Source organism: Pseudomonas sp. NPDC087358, assembly GCF_044900785.1.
Lineage (GTDB): Bacteria > Pseudomonadota > Gammaproteobacteria > Pseudomonadales > Pseudomonadaceae > Aquipseudomonas.
In genome coordinates this window covers 331,165-349,542 of record NZ_JBJDOA010000002.1, presented here as the reverse complement: position 1 = coordinate 349,542, position 18,378 = coordinate 331,165, and the positions used below count along the sequence as shown (strand labels likewise).

General features: G+C 62.3%; 19 protein-coding genes. 7 read left to right on the top strand and 12 right to left on the bottom strand.

All coding sequences use genetic code 11. The features are described from left to right. Positions 1–316: 316 nt before the first annotated feature. Together ACI2KS_RS05225 and ACI2KS_RS05220 are read right to left on the bottom strand one after the other, a co-directional pair. Positions 317–1,246, bottom strand: a complete 930-nt coding sequence (locus ACI2KS_RS05225; RefSeq protein WP_404617865.1) for an iron-sulfur-binding ferredoxin reductase — start codon at positions 1,244–1,246, stop codon at positions 317–319. Then, the gene (locus tag ACI2KS_RS05220; RefSeq protein WP_404617863.1) at positions 1,239–2,345 is read right to left on the bottom strand and encodes a diguanylate cyclase domain-containing protein; all 1,107 of its coding nucleotides are present in this window, start codon (positions 2,343–2,345) and stop codon (positions 1,239–1,241) included. Before ACI2KS_RS05220 ends, ACI2KS_RS05225 begins: the two co-directional genes overlap by 8 nt. A gap of 414 nt (positions 2,346–2,759) precedes the next feature. Between ACI2KS_RS05220 and ACI2KS_RS05215 the strand changes: the two genes are divergently transcribed. Next, on the top strand, positions 2,760–4,283 hold the full coding sequence (locus ACI2KS_RS05215; protein WP_404617861.1) for a fumarate hydratase: 1,524 nt from the start codon (positions 2,760–2,762) through the stop codon (positions 4,281–4,283). A 71-nt stretch (positions 4,284–4,354) separates the two neighbouring features. On the opposite strand, the gene ACI2KS_RS05210 is transcribed toward ACI2KS_RS05215, so the two are convergent. The 6 genes from ACI2KS_RS05210 to ACI2KS_RS05185 all read right to left on the bottom strand — a co-directional run bounded on the left by ACI2KS_RS05210 (position 4,355) and on the right by ACI2KS_RS05185 (position 8,679). Then, positions 4,355–4,663, bottom strand: coding sequence for a ribbon-helix-helix domain-containing protein (locus ACI2KS_RS05210; RefSeq protein WP_404617859.1), 309 nt, complete (start codon positions 4,661–4,663; stop codon positions 4,355–4,357). Positions 4,664–4,679: 16 nt separating this feature from the next. Continuing rightward, positions 4,680–5,264: a DJ-1/PfpI family protein gene (locus tag ACI2KS_RS05205; protein WP_404618473.1), complete on the bottom strand. Its 585-nt coding sequence runs from the start codon at positions 5,262–5,264 to the stop codon at positions 4,680–4,682. A gap of 179 nt (positions 5,265–5,443) precedes the next feature. Then, positions 5,444–6,601, bottom strand: coding sequence for a phosphatidylserine/phosphatidylglycerophosphate/cardiolipin synthase family protein (locus ACI2KS_RS05200; protein ID WP_404617858.1), 1,158 nt, complete (start codon positions 6,599–6,601; stop codon positions 5,444–5,446). A 2-nt stretch (positions 6,602–6,603) separates the two neighbouring features. After that, the gene (locus ACI2KS_RS05195; protein WP_404617856.1) at positions 6,604–7,185 is read right to left on the bottom strand and encodes a YceI family protein; all 582 of its coding nucleotides are present in this window, start codon (positions 7,183–7,185) and stop codon (positions 6,604–6,606) included. 70 nt (positions 7,186–7,255) lie between these two features. Beyond that, a complete protein-coding gene (locus ACI2KS_RS05190; protein ID WP_404617854.1) occupies positions 7,256–7,594 on the bottom strand; it encodes an amidase in 339 nt (112 codons plus the stop codon). Further along, positions 7,591–8,679, bottom strand: coding sequence for a serine hydrolase domain-containing protein (locus ACI2KS_RS05185; protein ID WP_404617852.1), 1,089 nt, complete (start codon positions 8,677–8,679; stop codon positions 7,591–7,593). Before ACI2KS_RS05185 ends, ACI2KS_RS05190 begins: the two co-directional genes overlap by 4 nt. 292 nt (positions 8,680–8,971) lie before the next feature. On the opposite strand from ACI2KS_RS05185, the gene olsB reads away from it, so the two are divergent. Both olsB and ACI2KS_RS05175 read left to right on the top strand, forming a co-directional pair. Further along, positions 8,972–9,727 (top strand): L-ornithine N(alpha)-acyltransferase, encoded by a 756-nt coding sequence (gene olsB / locus ACI2KS_RS05180; RefSeq protein ID WP_404617851.1) that lies wholly within the window; start codon positions 8,972–8,974, stop codon positions 9,725–9,727. Continuing rightward, positions 9,727–10,515, top strand: coding sequence for a lysophospholipid acyltransferase family protein (locus tag ACI2KS_RS05175; RefSeq protein ID WP_404617849.1), 789 nt, complete (start codon positions 9,727–9,729; stop codon positions 10,513–10,515). The genes olsB and ACI2KS_RS05175 overlap by 1 nt, the downstream gene beginning before the upstream one ends. Here the strand turns inward: ACI2KS_RS05175 and ACI2KS_RS05170 are convergent. Then, the gene (locus tag ACI2KS_RS05170) at positions 10,476–11,072 is read right to left on the bottom strand and encodes an ACP phosphodiesterase (protein WP_404617847.1); all 597 of its coding nucleotides are present in this window, start codon (positions 11,070–11,072) and stop codon (positions 10,476–10,478) included. The two genes, ACI2KS_RS05175 and ACI2KS_RS05170, sit on opposite strands and share 40 nt — an antisense overlap. Before the next feature lie 266 nt (positions 11,073–11,338). Here ACI2KS_RS05170 and ACI2KS_RS05165 point away from each other — a divergent pair, with 266 nt between their 5' ends. The 3 genes from ACI2KS_RS05165 to ACI2KS_RS05155 are packed head-to-tail and all read left to right on the top strand — an operon-like array spanning position 11,339 to position 13,937. Then, complete coding sequence (locus ACI2KS_RS05165; protein ID WP_404617845.1) at positions 11,339–11,641, top strand: ArsR/SmtB family transcription factor; 303 nt, start codon at positions 11,339–11,341, stop codon at positions 11,639–11,641. 27 nt (positions 11,642–11,668) lie between these two features. Then, positions 11,669–12,835, top strand: coding sequence for an MFS transporter (locus tag ACI2KS_RS05160; protein ID WP_404617843.1), 1,167 nt, complete (start codon positions 11,669–11,671; stop codon positions 12,833–12,835). Between the two features lie 52 nt (positions 12,836–12,887). Beyond that, positions 12,888–13,937, top strand: a complete 1,050-nt coding sequence (locus tag ACI2KS_RS05155; protein ID WP_404617841.1) for an alkene reductase — start codon at positions 12,888–12,890, stop codon at positions 13,935–13,937. Positions 13,938–14,644: 707 nt separating this feature from the next. Here ACI2KS_RS05155 and ACI2KS_RS05150 read toward each other — a convergent pair. From ACI2KS_RS05150 to ACI2KS_RS05140, 3 genes are all read right to left on the bottom strand, one after another. Next, complete coding sequence (locus ACI2KS_RS05150) at positions 14,645–15,505, bottom strand: ATPase (RefSeq protein ID WP_404617839.1); 861 nt, start codon at positions 15,503–15,505, stop codon at positions 14,645–14,647. Between the two features lie 83 nt (positions 15,506–15,588). Beyond that, positions 15,589–16,587, bottom strand: coding sequence for an NAD-dependent epimerase/dehydratase family protein (locus ACI2KS_RS05145; protein WP_404617837.1), 999 nt, complete (start codon positions 16,585–16,587; stop codon positions 15,589–15,591). Between the two features lie 126 nt (positions 16,588–16,713). Next, positions 16,714–17,613, bottom strand: a complete 900-nt coding sequence (locus ACI2KS_RS05140; protein ID WP_404617835.1) for a LysR family transcriptional regulator ArgP — start codon at positions 17,611–17,613, stop codon at positions 16,714–16,716. A 114-nt stretch (positions 17,614–17,727) separates the two neighbouring features. Between ACI2KS_RS05140 and ACI2KS_RS05135 the strand changes: the two genes are divergently transcribed. Continuing rightward, on the top strand, positions 17,728–18,330 hold the full coding sequence (locus ACI2KS_RS05135; RefSeq protein ID WP_404617833.1) for a LysE/ArgO family amino acid transporter: 603 nt from the start codon (positions 17,728–17,730) through the stop codon (positions 18,328–18,330). Positions 18,331–18,378 lie beyond the last annotated feature (48 nt).

Genomic DNA, 18,378 nt, shown 5'->3' with positions numbered 1-18,378 from the left:
TTGATTCTGGGCGAAGGCCCGTAGGAGCGGGCTTGCCCCGCGCTGCCGGGCACCGGCAGTGCAAGGCGGCTCGGTGGGTCAGGCATATCGTGGTCGCAGGTTTGCTGACGCTTGGCGCCAGATCGTCGGCAAGCCAGACTCCCTCGCCCTCCGGGCAGAAGCGATCGACATCTATCGCCCTCCAGATCGTTCCCACGCTCTGCGTGGGAATGCATCCTCCGACGCACGTCAGCCATTCTGGCCAATGGCCAATGGCCGTGGCAGCAGGCTGCCAGGGGTCAATGGCAGGCCAGATGCCTGAACCCGGAGGCGCCGCTCAGCTCTTTTCCAGAAACACATCCGCCAACAGCTGGCTGCGGGGCAACCCGGCGATGTACAGGCGCTTGGAGAACGATTCAACACTCGCCGGACCACCGCACACCTGAGCAATGGTCTGGCGGGAGGTCACACGCATTGCGCCAAGGGCGGCTTGAAATGCGTCGGCGTCTATCAGTTCGATCTGCAGCTGGGGATGTGCGCTGGCCAGCGCTTGAAGTTCGGCGGCAAGGTAATGCTCACGCGCCACGTGCATCACCCGGATCGGACCTTGATGCTGCTGACGCAAGGCTTCGCGCAGCACCCCCCACAACGGCCCCAGGCCGGTGCCGGCGGCGAGTAGCCACAGCGGTCGCTCCTGCCAGTCCGGGTCATAATGCAACGCGCCGCCGCGCAACTCTCCCAACCGCATTGCATCGCCCGGCTTGAGTGCGCGGGCAACGTCGATGAAGGCGCCAGGCTGGCGGCAATCGAGGTGAAACTCGAGAAAAGGGTCTTCTCCCGGCAGGCTCGCCAGCGAATAAGGACGTGCAACGCCACTGGCCGTCCACAGCACCAGGTGCTGACCGGCGCGGTAACGCAGGGCACCCTCGGGTTCAAGCCGCAGGCGCAGCACCGAAGGGTCGAGCCAGTCGCATCCCACCACCGTTGCGGGCAGGCCGTCGCGCGCGGGATCGAACAGCTCCACGCCAAGATCACCCACCACCTGGCACTGGCATGCCAGGCGCCAGCCCTGCTCACGCTTGCTCGCCTCCAGGGCCTGGGGCAGTGCATCCTGTGGCTCACCGCTGATGCAACGCACCAGACAGGCGTGGCAGCTGCCCGCGCGGCAGCTGTAGGGCACCGACAAGCCAGCGCGGTTCAAGGCATCGAGCAGATTGACGGCGGGTGCGACCGACCACTGCCGATCACCTACACGTAACTCAGGCATCGACGTAGTCCCAGGCCCCGTGACAGCAATTGCGGCCATGATGCTTGGCCCGATACAGCGCCTGATCGGCACGCTGCAAGGCGCGGTCCATGTCATCACCCCGCTCGATCAGGGTCATGCCGACCGACAGGCTCAGCTCAAGCCCCGGCAGTTCGGGGATCAGCACCTGCTCGAAGGCCTGCCGCACCCGCTCGCAACAGTCCACCAGTTGGGCGCTGGTGCAACGTGGAATCAACAACACGAATTCCTCTCCGCCGTAGCGCGCCAGAATGTCATCCGAGCGCAGGCACGCGCTGGCCGTGGCGGCGAACACTTGCAATACCCTGTCGCCGGCAGCGTGGCCTAGCAGATCGTTGACCCGCTTGAAATGGTCCAGGTCGATCAAGGCGAGGCCTTCGGTGTAGCTGCCGTCCATGGTTTCCAGCTCACGGGTGGCCAGACGCAGGAAGTGCCGACGGTTGTACAGATTGGTCAGCTCGTCCGTGGAGGCCAGTTCTTCGAGCTGGAACATCATCCCGCGCAAGGTTTCCTGATGCGCCTGCAAGGTGACACGGCGCTGATGCATGCGCCGGCGGGAGTTCTGTACGAAACGCGCATAGGTGCATAACCAGCCCAGCACAATGAACAATGCGCAGGTCTGTACGGCGGCCAGGGTCGGATCATTCATTTGATGGGTAAAGGCATCCCACAGATTGACCCCGGCGAAACCCAGCAAGGCAAAGATCGCGCATCGGGTGAACACCCGAGGTGGCAGGTGGAACAGGCCGAACAGCAAAACCAGCACGTAGAGCACCATGAAGGTGCCTCGGGCCGAACCCATATGGGCGATCAGGAAGGTCTGCCAGCCAAGTCCCATCAGCACCTGGAACTCGGTGAGACTGGGATCCTTGAAGCGGTGGTTGAAGCCACCGAAGAACACCAGGCTCAGCGCACCCTGGGAGAACAGCACCAGCACCGTAGCCAGCCACAGGCCAAAGAAGCTCGCGTGGTAATAACCGGCGCAGTAAGCCACCCAGACGAGCGCGAGCAGCAGCACGTAGGTACCGGCAGCCAGCGCAAAACGCTTGAGCAATAACCGCTGTATGGCTTGGTCAGACACTCGATGACTCATCATGCGTAAAGGGTTCATCCTGTGCTGGCAAGATGCCCTGCAAGGCGTCCCGGATCCGCACCAGGCGAATAACCTGACACCGGGATCAGCAATGCAGGCAGCTTGCCACTGTAGTGGTAACGCTGAAAAATCACCAATCAATTGTCGAGTTCCAGACGGCCGTAGCATTTCCTCTCACGCACGCTCATCTTGGTAAGCGGGCGATGTTCGACCAACGTTTAGTTCAAGGCGGCTGTATCGAATTCGACCACAGGTTATACTGCCGCGCCTTTTTTATTGCCGACCTGCCGACGCTGTCCCTCGGTGGCCTGACGCTTAACCCGGATGCTTTCGCCAGACCCTAGCGGTATTGCCGTAAGCAGCAAATCGACTGTTCCCGCCAAATCAGAGGAGCGCGCCCCCATGACCGTGATCAAGCAAGATGACCTGATCCAGAGTGTCGCTGACGCTTTGCAGTTCATTTCCTACTACCATCCCGTGGACTTCATCCAGGCCATGCACGAGGCATACCTGCGCGAAGAGTCGCCAGCAGCACGCGACTCCATGGCTCAGATCCTGATCAACTCGCGCATGTGTGCGACCGGTCACCGGCCGATCTGCCAGGACACCGGCATCGTCACCGTTTTCGTTCGCGTCGGCATGGACGTGCGTTGGGATGGTGCCACCATGGGCCTGGACGACATGATCAACGAGGGCGTGCGTCGCGCCTACAACCTGCCGGAAAACGTCCTGCGTGCCTCGATCCTCGCCGACCCGGCGGGCGCTCGCAAGAACACCAAGGACAACACCCCGGCGGTCATCCACTACTCCATCGTCCCGGGCAACACCGTGGAAGTGGACGTGGCGGCCAAGGGCGGCGGCTCGGAAAACAAATCGAAGATGGCGATGCTCAACCCGTCTGACTCGATCGTTGACTGGGTGCTGAAAACCGTTCCGACCATGGGCGCCGGCTGGTGCCCACCGGGCATGCTCGGCATCGGTATCGGCGGCACCGCCGAAAAAGCTGCGGTCATGGCCAAGGAAGTCCTGATGGAGTCCATCGACATCCACGAGCTCAAGGCTCGCGGCCCGTCGAACCGTCTGGAAGAAATGCGCCTGGAGCTGTTCGAGAAGGTCAACCAGCTGGGCATCGGTGCTCAGGGCCTGGGCGGTCTGACCACCGTACTCGACGTCAAGATCATGGATTACCCGACCCACGCCGCCTCGCTGCCGGTCTGCATGATTCCCAACTGCGCCGCCACTCGCCACGCACACTTCGTGCTCGACGGGTCCGGCCCGGCGTCACTCGAAGCGCCGTCGCTGGACGCCTACCCGGAAATCGTCTGGGAAGCAGGTCCATCGGCGCGCCGGGTCAACCTCGACACGTTGACGCCCGAAGACGTCCAGAGCTGGAAGCCGGGCGAAACCGTTCTGCTCAACGGCAAGATGCTCACCGGCCGTGACGCTGCGCACAAGCGCATGGTCGAGATGTTGAACCGCGGCGAAACCCTGCCGGTGGATCTGAAAGGTCGCTTCATCTATTACGTCGGCCCGGTCGATCCGGTCGGTGACGAAGTGGTAGGCCCGGCAGGTCCGACCACCGCCACGCGTATGGACAAGTTCACCCGGCAGATCCTCGAGCAGACCGGCCTGTTGGGCATGATCGGCAAATCCGAGCGCGGCCCTACCGCCATTGAAGCGATCAAGGACAACAAAGCCGTTTACCTGATGGCCGTCGGCGGTGCTGCTTACCTCGTCGCCCAGGCGATCAAGAAGTCGACCGTGCTGGCATTCCCTGAACTGGGCATGGAAGCGATCTACGAGTTCGACGTCAAGGACATGCCAGTCACCGTCGCGGTCGACAGCAATGGCGAGTCGGTCCACATCACCGGTCCCGCCATCTGGCAGAAGAAGATCAGTGAAAGCCTGGCGGTAGAAGTGCAATAAGCACTCGACCGTCGATTCGCAAAAGCCCGGCCATCGCGCCGGGCTTTTTCATGCCTGCCGTTGCGCGATGTTCACTTGCCTACCGCACGCAGCACCGCAGGCTCAGGGGTCACCACCCGACTTTTCTGGCTCAGGTAGCGCGTGCAGCTGACTCGCAGGAATGATGCGAAATTAACCACCTCGCCATTGAAGCCCATCACCTCCTCGTACAGCTTGGTGATCAACTGGTTGGTGGTCATGCTGTCGTTGCGGGCGATTTCGGCGAGGATGTCCCAGAACTGGTTTTCCAGGCGCAGTGTCGTCACCACGCCGCAGATGCGCAGCGAACGCGAGCGGGACTCGTACAGGATCGGGTCCGCTTTGACGTAGAGTTCGCACATGGTCAAACCTCGTGCTTCAGAGAATGATTTGGGTGCCCAGCACTTTCAGAAACGCCGCCAGCCACGCCGGATGCGCAGGCCATGCGGGGCCGGTGACCAGGTTGCCGTCGGTGTGTGCTTGATCCATGCCGATGTCGACATACTCGCCGCCCGCCAGCCGTACCTCCGGCGCACAGGCAGGATAGGCGCTCAGCGACTTGCCCTTGAGCACCCCGGTTTCGACCAGCAGCTGCGGGCCATGACAGACGGCGGCGATGGGCTTGTCGTCTCGCCCGAACTCGCGCACCAGCTCCAGCACCTGCTGGTTGAGACGAAGGTATTCCGGCGAGCGTCCACCGGGCACCAGCAAAGCGTCGTAGTCAGCGGATTTCACGGCATCGAAATCGAAGTTCAGACCGAAGTTGTGGCCGCGTTTTTCGCTGTAGGTCTGGTCGCCCTCGAAGTCATGAATCGCAGTGCGGATCACGTCGCCCTTTTTCTTGCCGGGGCACACGGCATGCACCGTATGGCCGACCATCTGCAGGGCCTGAAACGGCACCATGACTTCATAGTCTTCGACGTAATCGCCGACCAGCATGAGAATTTTCTTGGCAGCCATCAGTTGATGTCCTCCGAACCGGGTGCTGTTGCGTGGAAAGTCAGGCCAGTATTCGCCGGTTTTTGCCGACGCTGGTAACAGCGTAGTACTACACCCTTGCCACTGCGCTCGCGCTTATGGCCATTCGGCTTGCCGGCGGTGATGGCCGTCAAGATCGCTGCGACTGTCCCTCCGGTCGCTGATCAACCTCGCCGGTCTAGCGTATTGACCACCAGCCGGTCCACCCAGCCCCACAGGCGCTGTTTGATCCGCCGCCACAGCGGCCTGGATTGCCAGTCGTGCAGGCTGACTTCGCTGCTCTGCAGGAAATCACGCTCGAAGCTGTCGCTCACCGCCAGGGTCAATCCCGGATCCATCGCTTCAAGATTGGCCTCTAGATTGAAGCGCAGGTTCCAGTGATCGAAATTACAGGAGCCGATGCTCACCCAGTCGTCGATCAGCACCATTTTCAGATGCAGGAAACAGGGCTGGTATTCGAAGATCTTCACCCCGGCCTTGAGCAGCCGCGGGTAATAACGATGGCCTGCGTAGCGCACCGATGGGTGATCGGTGCGCGGGCCGGTAAGCAGCAGGCGCACGTCCACGCCCCGGGCGGCCGCGCGACGCAGGGCGCGACGGACCTTCCAGGTCGGCAGGAAATACGGGGTCGCCAGCCAGACGCGCTTCTTGCTGAAGTACAACGCGCGGACCAGCGATTGCAGGATGTCACGATGCTGGCGTGAGTCGGCGTAGGCCACGCGCCCCAAACCTTGACCACTGACCGGAGCCTTGGGTAAACGCGGCAGGCCGAAGTTTTCCGCCGGTCGCCAGGCCCGCCGTCGCGGGTTGGCGTGAAACTGGCGGTCGAACAGCGCCTGCCAGTCGATGACCAGCGGGCCGCGGATTTCCACCATCACTTCGTGCCAGTCGCTGGTGTCCTGCTGCGGGTGCCAGAACTCGTCCGTGACTCCCGTACCGCCGACCACTGCCAGTTCTTTGTCCACCAGCAACAGCTTGCGATGGTCACGGTAGAAGTTGCGAATCCCGCGACGCCAGTGCACACGGTTGTAAAAGCGCAGGATGACGCCCGCTTCGGTCAGGCGCGTGCGCAGGCCCAAGGTGAATGCCAGCGAGCCGAAGTCGTCGAACAGGCAGCGCACGATCACCCCACGCCTGGCAGCACCGACCAGCGCTTGCACCACCGCTTCGGCGCAGGCCCCCGCCTCCACCAGATACAGCTCCAGTTCCACTTGCTGCTGTGCGCCGTCGATAGCGGCAATCATGCGCGGGAAGAACGCAGGTCCGTCGATCAGCAGTTCGAACTGGTTATGGTCCCGCCACGGAAAAATCGCGCCGCCCATGCTCAGCGCGCCGTGAAGATCAGCACAGCGCCGACCGGCACCGAAAATCCGATCGCCGACAGATCGGCCACTTTGCGCAGGCCCTCAAGCCCGGGCAGCAAGCCGAAATCCTCGGCGTGCAGCACCAGCGGCTCCAGGGTCACCACCTGAAAGCGTCGATCATCCAGGCGTGTGGCCAGCAGCTCGGCGTTGTAGCTTTGCGACTGGCCGTGCATCTGCACCTTCAACGGCAGGCGTAACTCCAGTTGCGCGCCCGGCGCCAGAGCGTTGATCGGGCGCATGTCCAGTTGTGCGGTCACCCGCGCCTCGGGGAACTGCTTGATGTCGAACAGCTGCCGGCGCAAGCGTTCGTCACGCAAAGGGATGCCAGTGCTCACGGAATCCAGCTCGACCTCAAGCTCGGCCATGCCCCTGGGGTCGACCATACCGTGCAGATTGAGGAAGCGGTGAACTTCGGAAATGTCCGCGTTTTTCGTGGAAATGAACGACAGTCGCGATGACTCGTTGTCCAGATACCAGTTCGCCTGGGCAGGCAGCGCCAGCACGGCGAGCGAGGCCAGCAGCAGGCGGATGAAAGTGGGCATGAGTACTCCAGAGGCGCGGTTGGGGCTACCTTATCCGGCTGTCAGACCGCAGGCAAACCGGTACGTTCGCTTACGGCACGGGTGGCAGTAATCGACAGCCCTGACGCTGCCCCTGCCATTGCGCGCTGCTCTGGCGGCCCATCCCGGAAGCGATGATACGCTTGTCCGTTGAGTCTTCAGTCAGAGTGCTCGGCAACCACTGCTTCACATAGCGCTGACAATAGTCCACCGGATTGTTCACGACGAAGCGGCAGGAACAATATTCCTTGGCGGTGTAGGCGCTGATGATGCTGGGGAAGAGGTACAGCTCACTGCGCCAGACCCAGGTCATCGCCAGGAGCAATAGCAGCAGCGCAATCGCGATGCCGGCAAAGGGGCGGCGGCGAACCAGGCCCATGCTCGATCTCATTGGATACCCTCCCCGCCCATGGCTTTGAGGGCCAGCCTGAGCAACTGGTTGTGGTCATAGGTCGCGTCTCGATCATCGGCATAACGCACTATCACCAGCCCTGCGCTCGGGATCACATACAGCGCCTGACCCCAGTGCCCAAGCGCTGCAAAGGTGTCGGACGGTGCAGCGGGCCAAGGGCTGGCGTTGCCGCCAGCTGGCCTGTTCAGCCACCAGTGGCCACCCGGTACTTCAAGGGTCGGTGTTTGCGACCGGAACGGCGTGAGGGTGAAATCGATCCAGGCTTCAGGCAGCAACTGGCGACCGTGCCAGAGCCCGCGGCGCTGCATCAGCACACCGATGCGTGCCAGATCCCGGGCGGTCATGTAGGCATAGGATGAGCCGACGAAGGTGCCGCTGGCGTCGGTTTCCCACGTCGCGCTGGTGATACCGAGCGGCTCGAACAGCGCGGTCCAGGGGTAGTCGGCGTAGGCGCTGTCGCCGAGCATGCCCCTGAGCGCGGCCGCCAGCACAGTACTGTCGCCGCTCGAATATCGGAACAAGGTGCCCGGTGCGCTGATCGCCTTGTGACCGGCGGCGTAGCGCGCCATGTCGCCACGGCCTCGGGTGTAAAGCATCGCCACCACCGAGGAGTCCAGCGGCGCGTATTCGTAGTCTTCCTCCCAGTCCAGGCCGCAGGCCCAGTGCAGCAAGTCCTGTAGCTTGATATCAGGATGGCTGCCGAATGGCGGGTAGTAGCGTGCGACGGGCTCATCGAGCTTGAAACGCCCTTCTCCAAACGCCACGCCCAGCACGGTGGCGAGGATGCTTTTGCTGATCGACCAGGTCAGGTGCGGGGTTTGGGCAGTGGTCACGCCTGCGTAGCGTTCGTAGATCAGCTCGCCGTTACGCACGATCAGCAAGGCGTCGGTGCGCACGCCTTCGCGGGTTTGCTCGTCGCGCGGCGCGAAGGCGTAGCTTTCGAGGGCTTCCAGGGCGGCGCTCGCCGGCAGAGGCGCAACGGACCATTGAGCTTCAGGCCAGGCCTGGACAGTGCCCGGACAGGCGACAGACCAAAGTATGAGGACGAATAACGCACGACTCATGACGGGCTCTCAGTAGCGGATGCCAGCAAAACTAACAGGCAATGATGACAGTGCGCCGAACCCGCCCCTGTAGCGCCGGGCCAGCCAGCGCGACCCGACATCGCCACTGGCCCTAAACAGCAACGCCGCCCGGCAGGTCGCCACGAAGATGATCGGCGGCCATTCGTGTCACGCAACCATCACCAAAGCTTAATGGGGGTGACATCGGCCCTCCCTAGCCTGCATTCGTACAGCAATGCTTCGATTTATCAGTCGACTGGCCTGGACAAAGGCTGGCCCACGGAGACGCGCCATGACTCAGATCGCCAGTATTCGAGACACCCGGTCCGACCGCCGCCTGCAGGCCGAACGCCTGATCGGCAGCCAAGCACTGCAAGAAGCGCAGGCGTTGCGTTTCAGTGTATTTAGCGGCGAATTCAACGCTCGCCTCAAAGGTGCCGAGCTGGGTCTGGACATCGACGATTACGATGTTCACTGCATGCACATTGGTGTGCGCGATCTGAGCAGCGGTCGGCTGGTCGCGACCACTCGCCTGCTCGATCACAAGGCCGCCAGCACTCTGGGCCGTTTCTACAGCGAAGAGGAATTCAGCCTGCACGGGCTCGGCCATCTGCAAGGGCCGATCCTCGAACTGGGGCGTACCTGCGTCGACCCTGGCTATCGCAACGGCGGGACCATCGCCGTGCTGTGGAGCGAGCTGGCCGAGGTGCTCAACGAAGGCGGCTACAGCTACCTGATGGGTTGTGCGAGCATCCCGATGCAGGACGGCGGCATCCAGGCGCACGCGATCATGCAGCGTCTGCGCGAACGTTATCTGAGCACCGAGCATCTGCGCGCCGAGCCGAAGAACCCACTGCCGAACCTGGACCTGCCCAACAACGTGATCTGCGAAATGCCGCCCTTGCTCAAGGCCTACATGCGCCTGGGCGCCAAGATCTGTGGCGAGCCTTGCTGGGATGAAGATTTCCAGGTGGCCGATGTATTCATCCTGCTCAAACGTGACGAGCTCTGCCCGCGCTACGCCCGTCACTTCAAGGCAGCCGTGTGATGAGCAGATTGCGCAGTCATGCGCGCGTCATCCGTGTGTTGTGGGTCATCGCCCTGGGGCTGACCATCGCTGGCGCATTCACCCTGATGGAGCGCCTGCGCATCGGTCACTCCATGGCCCGCCGCCAGCGCTGGAGTCGCTGGTTCATGGCCCGCCTGACCGCCGCTTTGCCGTTTCGCGTCACTCTTAGCGGCAAGTTGCCGGAGCAGCCGATGCTGTGGGTCTGCAACCACGTGTCATGGACCGACATCGCGTTGCTGGGCATGGTCGCGCCGCTGTCATTCCTGTCGAAAGCTGAAGTGCGCACATGGCCCGTGGCCGGCTGGCTGGCGTTGAAAGCCGGTACGCTGTTCATTCGCCGCGGTTCGGGCGACAGCAAACTGATCCAGAAGCAGATGGGGCAGCACTTGCTGAGCAAGCATTCACTGCTGATCTTCCCGGAGGGCACTACCACCGATGGCCGCAGCCTGCGTACCTTTCACGGGCGCCTGCTGTCCAGCGCCATCGACACCGGTGTGCCGCTGCAACCCGTAGCGATCCAGTATCTGCGCGACGGCGAGCCGGACCGGATCGCCCCCTTCATTGGCGACGACGACCTGCTATCGCACTTGCGCCGCCTGTTCGCCCACGCCGTCAGCGACGTGCACATCCGGTTGCTGGAGCCCATCAATTCCCAAGGCAAAGAGCGCGCTGCGCTGGCGTTCGAAGCCCAACAAGCGGTGCAGCTGGCGCTCTTCGGCAACAGCCGTCAGCCTGAGGAAGTGCGTCCGGCCGCCAGAGCCGCCTGAGCGAATGCCTGAAGCTGCGGATAGAACTCGCTGAAATCTTCGCTCAATGGCCGATAAAGCGCCCGCAGCTCCTGCATGGCGCCGGCCAACCCCTCAGGACGCGACAAACGGCGGGATATCCCCGCCAGCGCATCGCCCACCACTTCGAAATTGCGGTATGAACCTAGCCAGTCCTGCGCCGCCATGCGCGGCGCGATCATCGCCAGACGCTTAGGCAGCGCTGGCTCATTGGCCAATACCCGATACACCTGGCGGGTGAAGGTCTGAAGCGGCACGTCCGAATACTGCTGCCAGTCTCGCGCCAGGCAGTGATCGAAAAACACGTCCAGCACGATACCGGCGTAACGCCGACGTTCGGCAGGGAAACGGCCCATCGCCTGCCGGGTCAGCGGATGCGCATCGGTGAACGCGTCGATGCGCCGATGCAGGCGGATCGCCTCTTCTATATCCACGGGGAAGCGGCCCGGTAGCAGGCCTTTGACGAAATCTCCATAAAGACTGCCAAGCAACTGGGCAGGTGCCTGACCGCCAAGGTGCAGATGTGCGAGGTAATTCATGGCTGCGTGACCTGTCAGGTAGAGGCCGCAATGTATCAGACCGGCGCGATGGCCCCGTAGCAGTCCGGCTCGCTGGCGACAGCGTCGTCCCGACTGGCAGCGTCGGCAAGGCAGACCGCGACGGACAGATCAGCGCTGCTGTATCGATATAACCCGATATACCGTTTTATGCGCCGCTTAGCACCCAATCATATTTGTATATCGCGATTTATAGATATAAAGTTCGCCCCATCGCGATATACCGCTACACACATATTGAGAACGACATGCCTATCGACCTCGACGAAATAATAAAAGCGCTGGCCCACCCGGTTCGCCGCCAGATTCTGGGCTGGCTCAAGGACCCTTACGCCTGTTTCCCGGATCAGGATCACTCGCTTGAGAACGGCGTCTGTGCCGGTCAGATCGACCAGCGTGCAGGGCTTTCCCAATCGACTGTTTCGGCCCACCTGGCAACGCTGCAACGCGCTGGCCTGATCACCAGCAAGAAATATGGCCAGTGGCACTTTTTCAAACGCAACGAAGACGTCATTCAGGCGTTTTTGCAGCAGCTGTCCGAACAGCTCTGAGTCGACAATTTCAACAGGAGACGCCCCGTGCCTCTTTCGCTACTTATTCTGGCCCTGAGCGCCTTTGCCATCGGCACCACCGAGTTCGTCATCATGGGTCTGCTGCCCGAGGTCGCCACTGACCTGGGCGTGAGCATTCCCGGCGCTGGCTGGCTGGTCACCGGTTATGCGCTGGGCGTGGCCATCGGCGCGCCGTTCATGGCCATGGCCACCGCAAAACTGCCGCGCAAGGGCGCGCTGGTCACGTTGATGGGCATCTTCATCATCGGCAACCTGCTCTGCGCGGTCGCCGCCGACTACAACATTCTGATGTTCGCCCGGGTGATCACCGCTCTGTGTCACGGCGCATTCTTCGGTATCGGTTCGGTGGTGGCGGCGGGCCTGGTACCTGCCAATCGCCGTGCCTCCGCGGTCGCGCTGATGTTCACCGGCCTGACCCTGGCCAACGTGCTGGGCGTCCCTTTGGGGACCGCACTGGGCCAGCAGGCCGGGTGGCGTTCGACCTTCTTCGCCGTGACGGTGATCGGCGTCATCGCCTTCATCGGCCTGATCCGCTATCTGCCCGCCAGACGCGACGAAGAAAAACTCGACATGCGCGCCGAGCTAGGGGCCCTCAAGGGTGCCGGTATCTGGCTGTCGCTGAGCATGACCGCGCTGTTCTCGGCGTCGATGTTCGCCTTGTTCACCTACGTCGCGCCATTGCTCGGCGAAGTCACCGGGGTATCGCCACTGGGCGTGACCTGGACCCTGCTGTTGATCGGCCTGGGGCTGACGGTCGGCAACATCATCGGCGGCAAGCTGGCCGATCGTCGACTGGCGGCAACGCTGATCGGCGTGTTCATCGCCATGGCCGTCATCTCTACCGCCCTGAGCTGGACCAGCGTTGCGCTGATTCCCGCTGAAGTGACGCTGTTTCTCTGGGCCACCGCCGCCTTCGCCGCCGTGCCTGCCTTGCAGATCAACGTGGTGACCTTCGGCAAGGACGCACCCAACCTGGTGTCGACCTTGAACATCGGCGCTTTCAACGTCGGTAACGCACTGGGCGCCTGGGTCGGTGGCAGCGTCATTGCCCATGGCCTGGGGCTGACCACCGTGCCGCTGGCAGCAGGCGCACTGGCCGTACTTGCCCTGCTGGTGACCCTGGTCAATTTCCGTCAGCGCGGCGATGCCGGGCTGGCCGCTGTAAGCCACTGAATTTCAAAGACTGCGGATACACCCACTACTGACTGCATTGAGGACTTTTCCGATGACTACCATTTTCGACCCGATCAAGATCGGCGACCTGGAACTGGCCAACCGTATCATCATGGCCCCGCTGACCCGCTGCCGTGCCGATGAGGGCCGTGTGCCGAACGCCATGATGGCCGAGTACTACGTGCAACGTGCCTCGGCGGGCCTGATCATCAGCGAGGCAACTTCGGTAACGCCGATGGGCGTCGGCTACCCGGACACCCCCGGCATCTGGTCCAACGATCAGGTCCGCGGCTGGGGCAATATCACCAAGGCCGTTCACGCCGCCGGCGGCAAGATCGTCCTGCAACTGTGGCACGTAGGCCGGGTCTCTCACCCCAGCTACCTGAACGGTGAGGCACCGGTTGCGCCGAGCGTCATTCAGCCAAAAGGCCATGTCAGCCTGGTCCGCCCGCTGTCTGACTACGTCACGCCGCGCGCGCTGGAACTGGCCGAAATCGAAGAAATCGTCGACGCCTACCGCCTCGGTGCCGAAAACGCCAAGGCCGCCGGTTTCGACGGTGTGGAAATCCACGGCGCCAACGGTTACCTGCTCGACCAATTCCTGCAAAGCAGCACCAACACGCGCACCGACAGCTATGGCGGCTCGCTGGAAAACCGCGCTCGTCTGCTGCTGGAAGTCACGGACGCTGCGGTCGAAATCTGGGGCGCCGGTCGTGTCGGTGTGCACCTGGCACCCCGCGCCGACTCCCACGACATGGGCGACGACAACCTGGCCGAAACCTTCACCTATGTTGCCAGCGAGCTGGGCAAACGTGGCATCGCCTTCATCTGTGCCCGTGAGCGCGAACTGGATGACAGCCTCAGCCCGCGCCTGAAACAGGCATTCGGCGGCGTGTTCATCGCCAACGAGAAGTTCACCAAGGACAGCGCCAACGCCTGGCTGGCCAGCGGCAAGGCCGATGCGGTGGCGTTCGGCGTGCCGTTCATCGCCAACCCGGACCTGCCTGCACGTCTGGCCAAGGGTGCACCGTTGAACGAGCCGCATCCTGAGACGTTCTACGGCAAAGGCGCGGTGGGTTATCTGGATTACCCGACGCTGTAAGCGTTCGCTGCTGAATAAAAAACCGGCCCAATGGGCCGGTTTTTTGTTAGCTGGGGATCGGAACCGCGATATACGCCGCTTCTGCCCGGAGGGCGTGGGAGTTCGCCGGGGTGGCGCTCCACCTTGCCGACGATCTGCCGGGAACCGGCAGCCAATCCTGCGAATGCGGTCTGTCTGACACGGCCAAGGAGGTCAGGTCTTTACTACTGCTTCGCAGCAGATCGTCGGCAAGCCGGACTCCCACGCCTGCGGCAGAATCAAAAGCACCCCATGACCGGCAGCTTCTCCCACGCCTGCGGCAGATCAGAAGCACCCCATGAACGGCCGCTTCTCCCACACCTGCGGCAGAATCAAAAGCAAACCATGACCGGCCGCTTCTCCCACGCCTGCGGCAGAATCAAAAGCAACCCATAAACGGCCGCTTCTCCCACGCCTGCGGCAGAATCAGAAGCACCCCATAAACGGCCGCTTCTCCCACGCCTGCGGCAGAATCAAAAGCAACCCCATGAACGGCCGCTTCTCCCACGCCTGCGGCAGAATCAGAAGCACCCCATGAACGGCCGCTTCTCCCACGCCTGCGGCAGAATCAGAAGCACCCCATGAACGGCCGCTTCTGCTTCTGCCTTTCTGACAAGGTAGTCCAGAGACCACGGATCGTGACTTGGGTACAGGTTGAATGCAGGCCTTGCTACGAGGACTGCCCTTGATCACTGAGCCCGAGCGTTGATCTGCTGCGACAAGGTTTGAATCTGACTCTGCAAGGTATTGATGGTGCGTGTCATCTGCCCTCGGAACGCATCGAACTCTGCCGTACTCGCCCCTGAGGACGCTGCTGCGGCCGGGCGATTGTCCTGCTCGCTCTTGAGCACGATCATGTCCTGCTCCAGACGCTCGATGGTCTGGCTGTTATTGCTCTTCTTCAGGTTGGCGACATCGGCGCCCAGGCTCTTGAGCTCCGCGTCGAGGCGATCCTGCCCCGCTTGTGCAGACTTGCCGTCAGCCATGGCCGCTTTCACTGCCGACAGCTCGGTCGCCAGCGCCTTGAGCTGATCCTGCAGCTGCTGGTTGGTCGCCTGTTGTTGGGTGGTCTGATTGGCAATCAGCTCCAGACGCTTGTCCAGGCCGCCCTGCAGACCCGCAACCCCCAGCTGCTGCTTGCTCTGGTCGGCCAGCTGATCCTGCAACTCCCGGATTTGTGCCTTGAGCGCCTCGCCGCCACTGTTGGCCACCGATTCAGTCGCCACCACCTTGCCGGAGATATCCTGCAAGCGTCCCGCCGCCTCTTCACTGATTCGCGCGAAGCTCTCCTGAGTGGCGACCAGTTGCTGTTCCATCAACGACACCTGCTGAAAACTCCACCAGCCCAAGCCGCAGAATGCGATCACCAGCGCACCGATCAAGGCCCACAGCGCACCCGTGCCAGCAGCCTTGACCTTGACCACCGGCGTGGACCGCGAATACACCGTGGTGCGCTCGCGGGCGCCGGCGGTCGGCAGAAAGTCGTCGTCATCGTCTTTGGCGCTGAGGCTCGGAACGTCATCGACGTCGTCATACGGATCTTTGCGCATGTGTTTCCCTATGAAAAAACGCTGAATCTGAATGGGCGGCAGTATAACCACAGGCCCTGTGACCCTTCGAATCGCCCGCCGTTTTACAGTGCTGCGCCGTGTTGCGCTTTCCACCAGCCGCAAAATTCGTCCAGCGCAGTCCAGACGCTGACCTTGGGCTGGTAATCCAGATAATACTGGGCGCGGCCGATATCCAGCGTGAAATCTCGGCTCATGACCTGCATCGCCATCCTCGACAGCGTGGGCTCCGGTCGGCCCGGCCAGAGCATGCACGCTGCTTCGTTGAGTGCCGCGACGCCATACCCCAGAGCGTAGGAGCGATAGCGTGTGACGGGCGGTAATTGCATCTGGCGCATCACGTAATTGACCACGTCCCAGATCGGCACCGGCGTGCCGTTACTGATGTTATAGGCCTTGCCCAGCGCCGAACCAGCCGCCAACAGGCTGCTGAGCATGGCCTCGTTGAGATTCTGAATGCTGGTGAAGTCGACCTTGTTCAAGCCGTTGCCGATGATCGACAGGCGCTTGTTGCGCTGCATCTGCATAAGGCGCGGGAAGATGCTGGTGTCGCCTGCGCCGGTGACGAAGCGCGGACGCAGGGCGATGACTTCCAGACCGAACTCTTCAGCGCCGAACACCTTCTGCTCAGCCAGGTACTTGGTCGCGGCGTAATGATTGTGAAAGCGCTTGGGCACCTGCTCTTCGCGGATGTTCAGGTGCGAATCGCCATCGAAGTAGATCGACGGCGACGACAGGTGCACCAGTCGGCGCACGTGCTGTTTCAGGCACGCCTCGACCACGTTCTCAGTGACCTGGACATTGCCCTGATGGAAATCCTGGCGACGCCCCCAGGTACCGACTGCGCCTGCACAGTGGACCACCGCTTCAACGTCATCGCACAGCGCTTGCACCAGTTCCGGGTCGCTCAGATCGCCCTGGATGAATTCGGCGCCGCGCCGCACCAGATGCTCGACACCTTGTGCGCGGCGGCCGTTGACCCGAACGCTCAACCCCTGCTCCAGGGCGAAGCGCGCGAAGCGTCCGCCGATGAAGCCGCTTGCGCCGGTGACCAGAATCTTCATTTACCGCTCCAGACTTTCATAAACCAAAGTGACTCACTGATCTTGAATACCAAACACATTGCTTGCGCCGCAGGCGTGGGAGCCGGCTGCAACCAGGATCACGCACAATCGACATTCAAATGACGTTCACTGCGCCGCCAGCGGCACCAACCATTGGCCGGCTTTTTTCGCCAGATGATCGGTCAATTGACTCAGCAATTGCCCGCCGTTGCGCCAATGATGCCAGTACAAGGGCACGTCGATGCAGTGATCGCTCAATAATTCCACCAGTTTGCCGCTCGCCAGTTGCTCACCGACCTGCAGTTCGGGCACCAGGCCCCAGCCCATTCCGGCCTCGGTCATGCGCATGAAACCTTCGGACGAAGGGCACAGGTGATGTTCGAAACCGCCCTCGACACCCAGCGATGCCAGATAGCGATGCTGAAGGAAATCATCCGGGCCGAACACCAGCGCGGGCGATCGGGCCAGGGCTTGCGCGGTGACACCGCCGGGGAAATGCCGAGCGATGAAATCGGGGCTGGCCAGCGCACGATAACGCATGGCGCCCAGCAGCAGACTGCGCGCGCCGGCAACCGGACGTTCGCTGCCACACAGACACGCTGCGACTTCGCCAGCACGCATGCGCTTGAGGCCAACGTCCTGATCCTCCACCACCAGATCGGTCAACAGATGATGTTCGGCACAGAAATCCCCCACGGCTTGCGCCCACCAGGTGGCCAATGAGTCAGCGTTCAGGGCAATGCGCAGGCGCTCCTTGCTGCCGCCTTCATCCAGCGCAGGCACCACGCTTTGCAGGTCACGCTCCAGCAAACGCACCTGTTGCACATGGTTGAGCAACCTGCGACCGATTTCGGTCGGCGTGGGTGGTGTGGCGCGCACCAGTACCGGCTGGCCGATGCGCGCTTCGAGCAACTTGATCCGCTGCGACACCGCCGATTGCGACAGGCCCAGCACTTGCGCTGCACGCTCGAAACCCGCCTGCTCGATTACAGCTGCCAGCGCTGAAAGCAATTTGTAGTCGAACATCAGTTTTCCTAATGAGCGATGAGCGTTATTGGTTTTCCTTATACAGGTGATGCACCCACAATCGCCACATTGATTTCCTCACCGCGTCAGCGGTCGGTCCCGGAGCAACAACTCATGTGGCAAAGCTACCTCAACGGTCTGTTGGTCGCGTTTGGCCTGATCATGGCCATCGGCACGCAGAACGCCTATGTCCTGGCGCAGAGCCTGCGCCGCGAGCACCATTTGTCGGTCGCGCTGTTGTGCATCGTCTGCGATGCAGTGCTGGTCGCCGCCGGGGTATTCGGACTGGCCAGTGTGCTGGCGCATAACCCGACCCTGCTTGCCGTCGCGCGCTGGGGCGGCGTGGTCTTTCTGCTGTGGTACGGGGCCAAGGCCCTGCGCCGGGCGATCTCGCCGCAAAGCCTGCAGGAAGGTGATGGCGACGGTCAGCGCTCACGCCGCGCGGTGCTGCTGACGGCGCTGGCAGTGACGCTACTCAATCCGCACGTCTACCTCGACACCGTGCTGCTGATTGGCTCGCTTGGCGCTCAGCAAGCGGTACCTGGGGCGTATGTCTTCGGCGCGGCCAGCGCATCGTTGCTGTGGTTCTCGACATTGGCGATCGGTGCTGCCTGGCTGGCACCGTGGCTGGCACGCCCGGCCACCTGGCGCCTGCTCGACCTGATGGTGGCGGTGATGATGTTCAGCGTGGCGGTGCAGTTGATCAGAAGTGCGTGACTGTCGGCGATCCCTTGCAGGCCCCCCCTTGCTGGTGAATGCGGTGGT

What these genes read in the sequence shown, in the direction of transcription:
- ACI2KS_RS05225 (WP_404617865.1), bottom strand. Translation starts at nt 1,246, where the DNA reads ATGCCTGAGTTACGTGTAGGTGATCGGCAGTGGTCGGTCGCACCCGCC.
- ACI2KS_RS05215 (WP_404617861.1), top strand. Translation starts at nt 2,760, where the DNA reads ATGACCGTGATCAAGCAAGATGACCTGATCCAGAGTGTCGCTGACGCT.
- ACI2KS_RS05210 (WP_404617859.1), bottom strand. Translation starts at nt 4,663, where the DNA reads ATGTGCGAACTCTACGTCAAAGCGGACCCGATCCTGTACGAGTCCCGC.
- ACI2KS_RS05200 (WP_404617858.1), bottom strand. Translation starts at nt 6,601, where the DNA reads ATGGGCGGCGCGATTTTTCCGTGGCGGGACCATAACCAGTTCGAACTG.
- ACI2KS_RS05195 (WP_404617856.1), bottom strand. Translation starts at nt 7,185, where the DNA reads ATGCCCACTTTCATCCGCCTGCTGCTGGCCTCGCTCGCCGTGCTGGCG.
- ACI2KS_RS05190 (WP_404617854.1), bottom strand. Translation starts at nt 7,594, where the DNA reads ATGAGATCGAGCATGGGCCTGGTTCGCCGCCGCCCCTTTGCCGGCATC.
- ACI2KS_RS05185 (WP_404617852.1), bottom strand. Translation starts at nt 8,679, where the DNA reads ATGAGTCGTGCGTTATTCGTCCTCATACTTTGGTCTGTCGCCTGTCCG.
- olsB (WP_404617851.1), top strand. Translation starts at nt 8,972, where the DNA reads ATGACTCAGATCGCCAGTATTCGAGACACCCGGTCCGACCGCCGCCTG.
- ACI2KS_RS05175 (WP_404617849.1), top strand. Translation starts at nt 9,727, where the DNA reads ATGAGCAGATTGCGCAGTCATGCGCGCGTCATCCGTGTGTTGTGGGTC.
- ACI2KS_RS05170 (WP_404617847.1), bottom strand. Translation starts at nt 11,072, where the DNA reads ATGAATTACCTCGCACATCTGCACCTTGGCGGTCAGGCACCTGCCCAG.
- ACI2KS_RS05165 (WP_404617845.1), top strand. Translation starts at nt 11,339, where the DNA reads ATGCCTATCGACCTCGACGAAATAATAAAAGCGCTGGCCCACCCGGTT.
- ACI2KS_RS05155 (WP_404617841.1), top strand. Translation starts at nt 12,888, where the DNA reads ATGACTACCATTTTCGACCCGATCAAGATCGGCGACCTGGAACTGGCC.
- ACI2KS_RS05150 (WP_404617839.1), bottom strand. Translation starts at nt 15,505, where the DNA reads ATGCGCAAAGATCCGTATGACGACGTCGATGACGTTCCGAGCCTCAGC.
- ACI2KS_RS05145 (WP_404617837.1), bottom strand. Translation starts at nt 16,587, where the DNA reads ATGAAGATTCTGGTCACCGGCGCAAGCGGCTTCATCGGCGGACGCTTC.
- ACI2KS_RS05140 (WP_404617835.1), bottom strand. Translation starts at nt 17,613, where the DNA reads ATGTTCGACTACAAATTGCTTTCAGCGCTGGCAGCTGTAATCGAGCAG.
- ACI2KS_RS05135 (WP_404617833.1), top strand. Translation starts at nt 17,728, where the DNA reads ATGTGGCAAAGCTACCTCAACGGTCTGTTGGTCGCGTTTGGCCTGATC.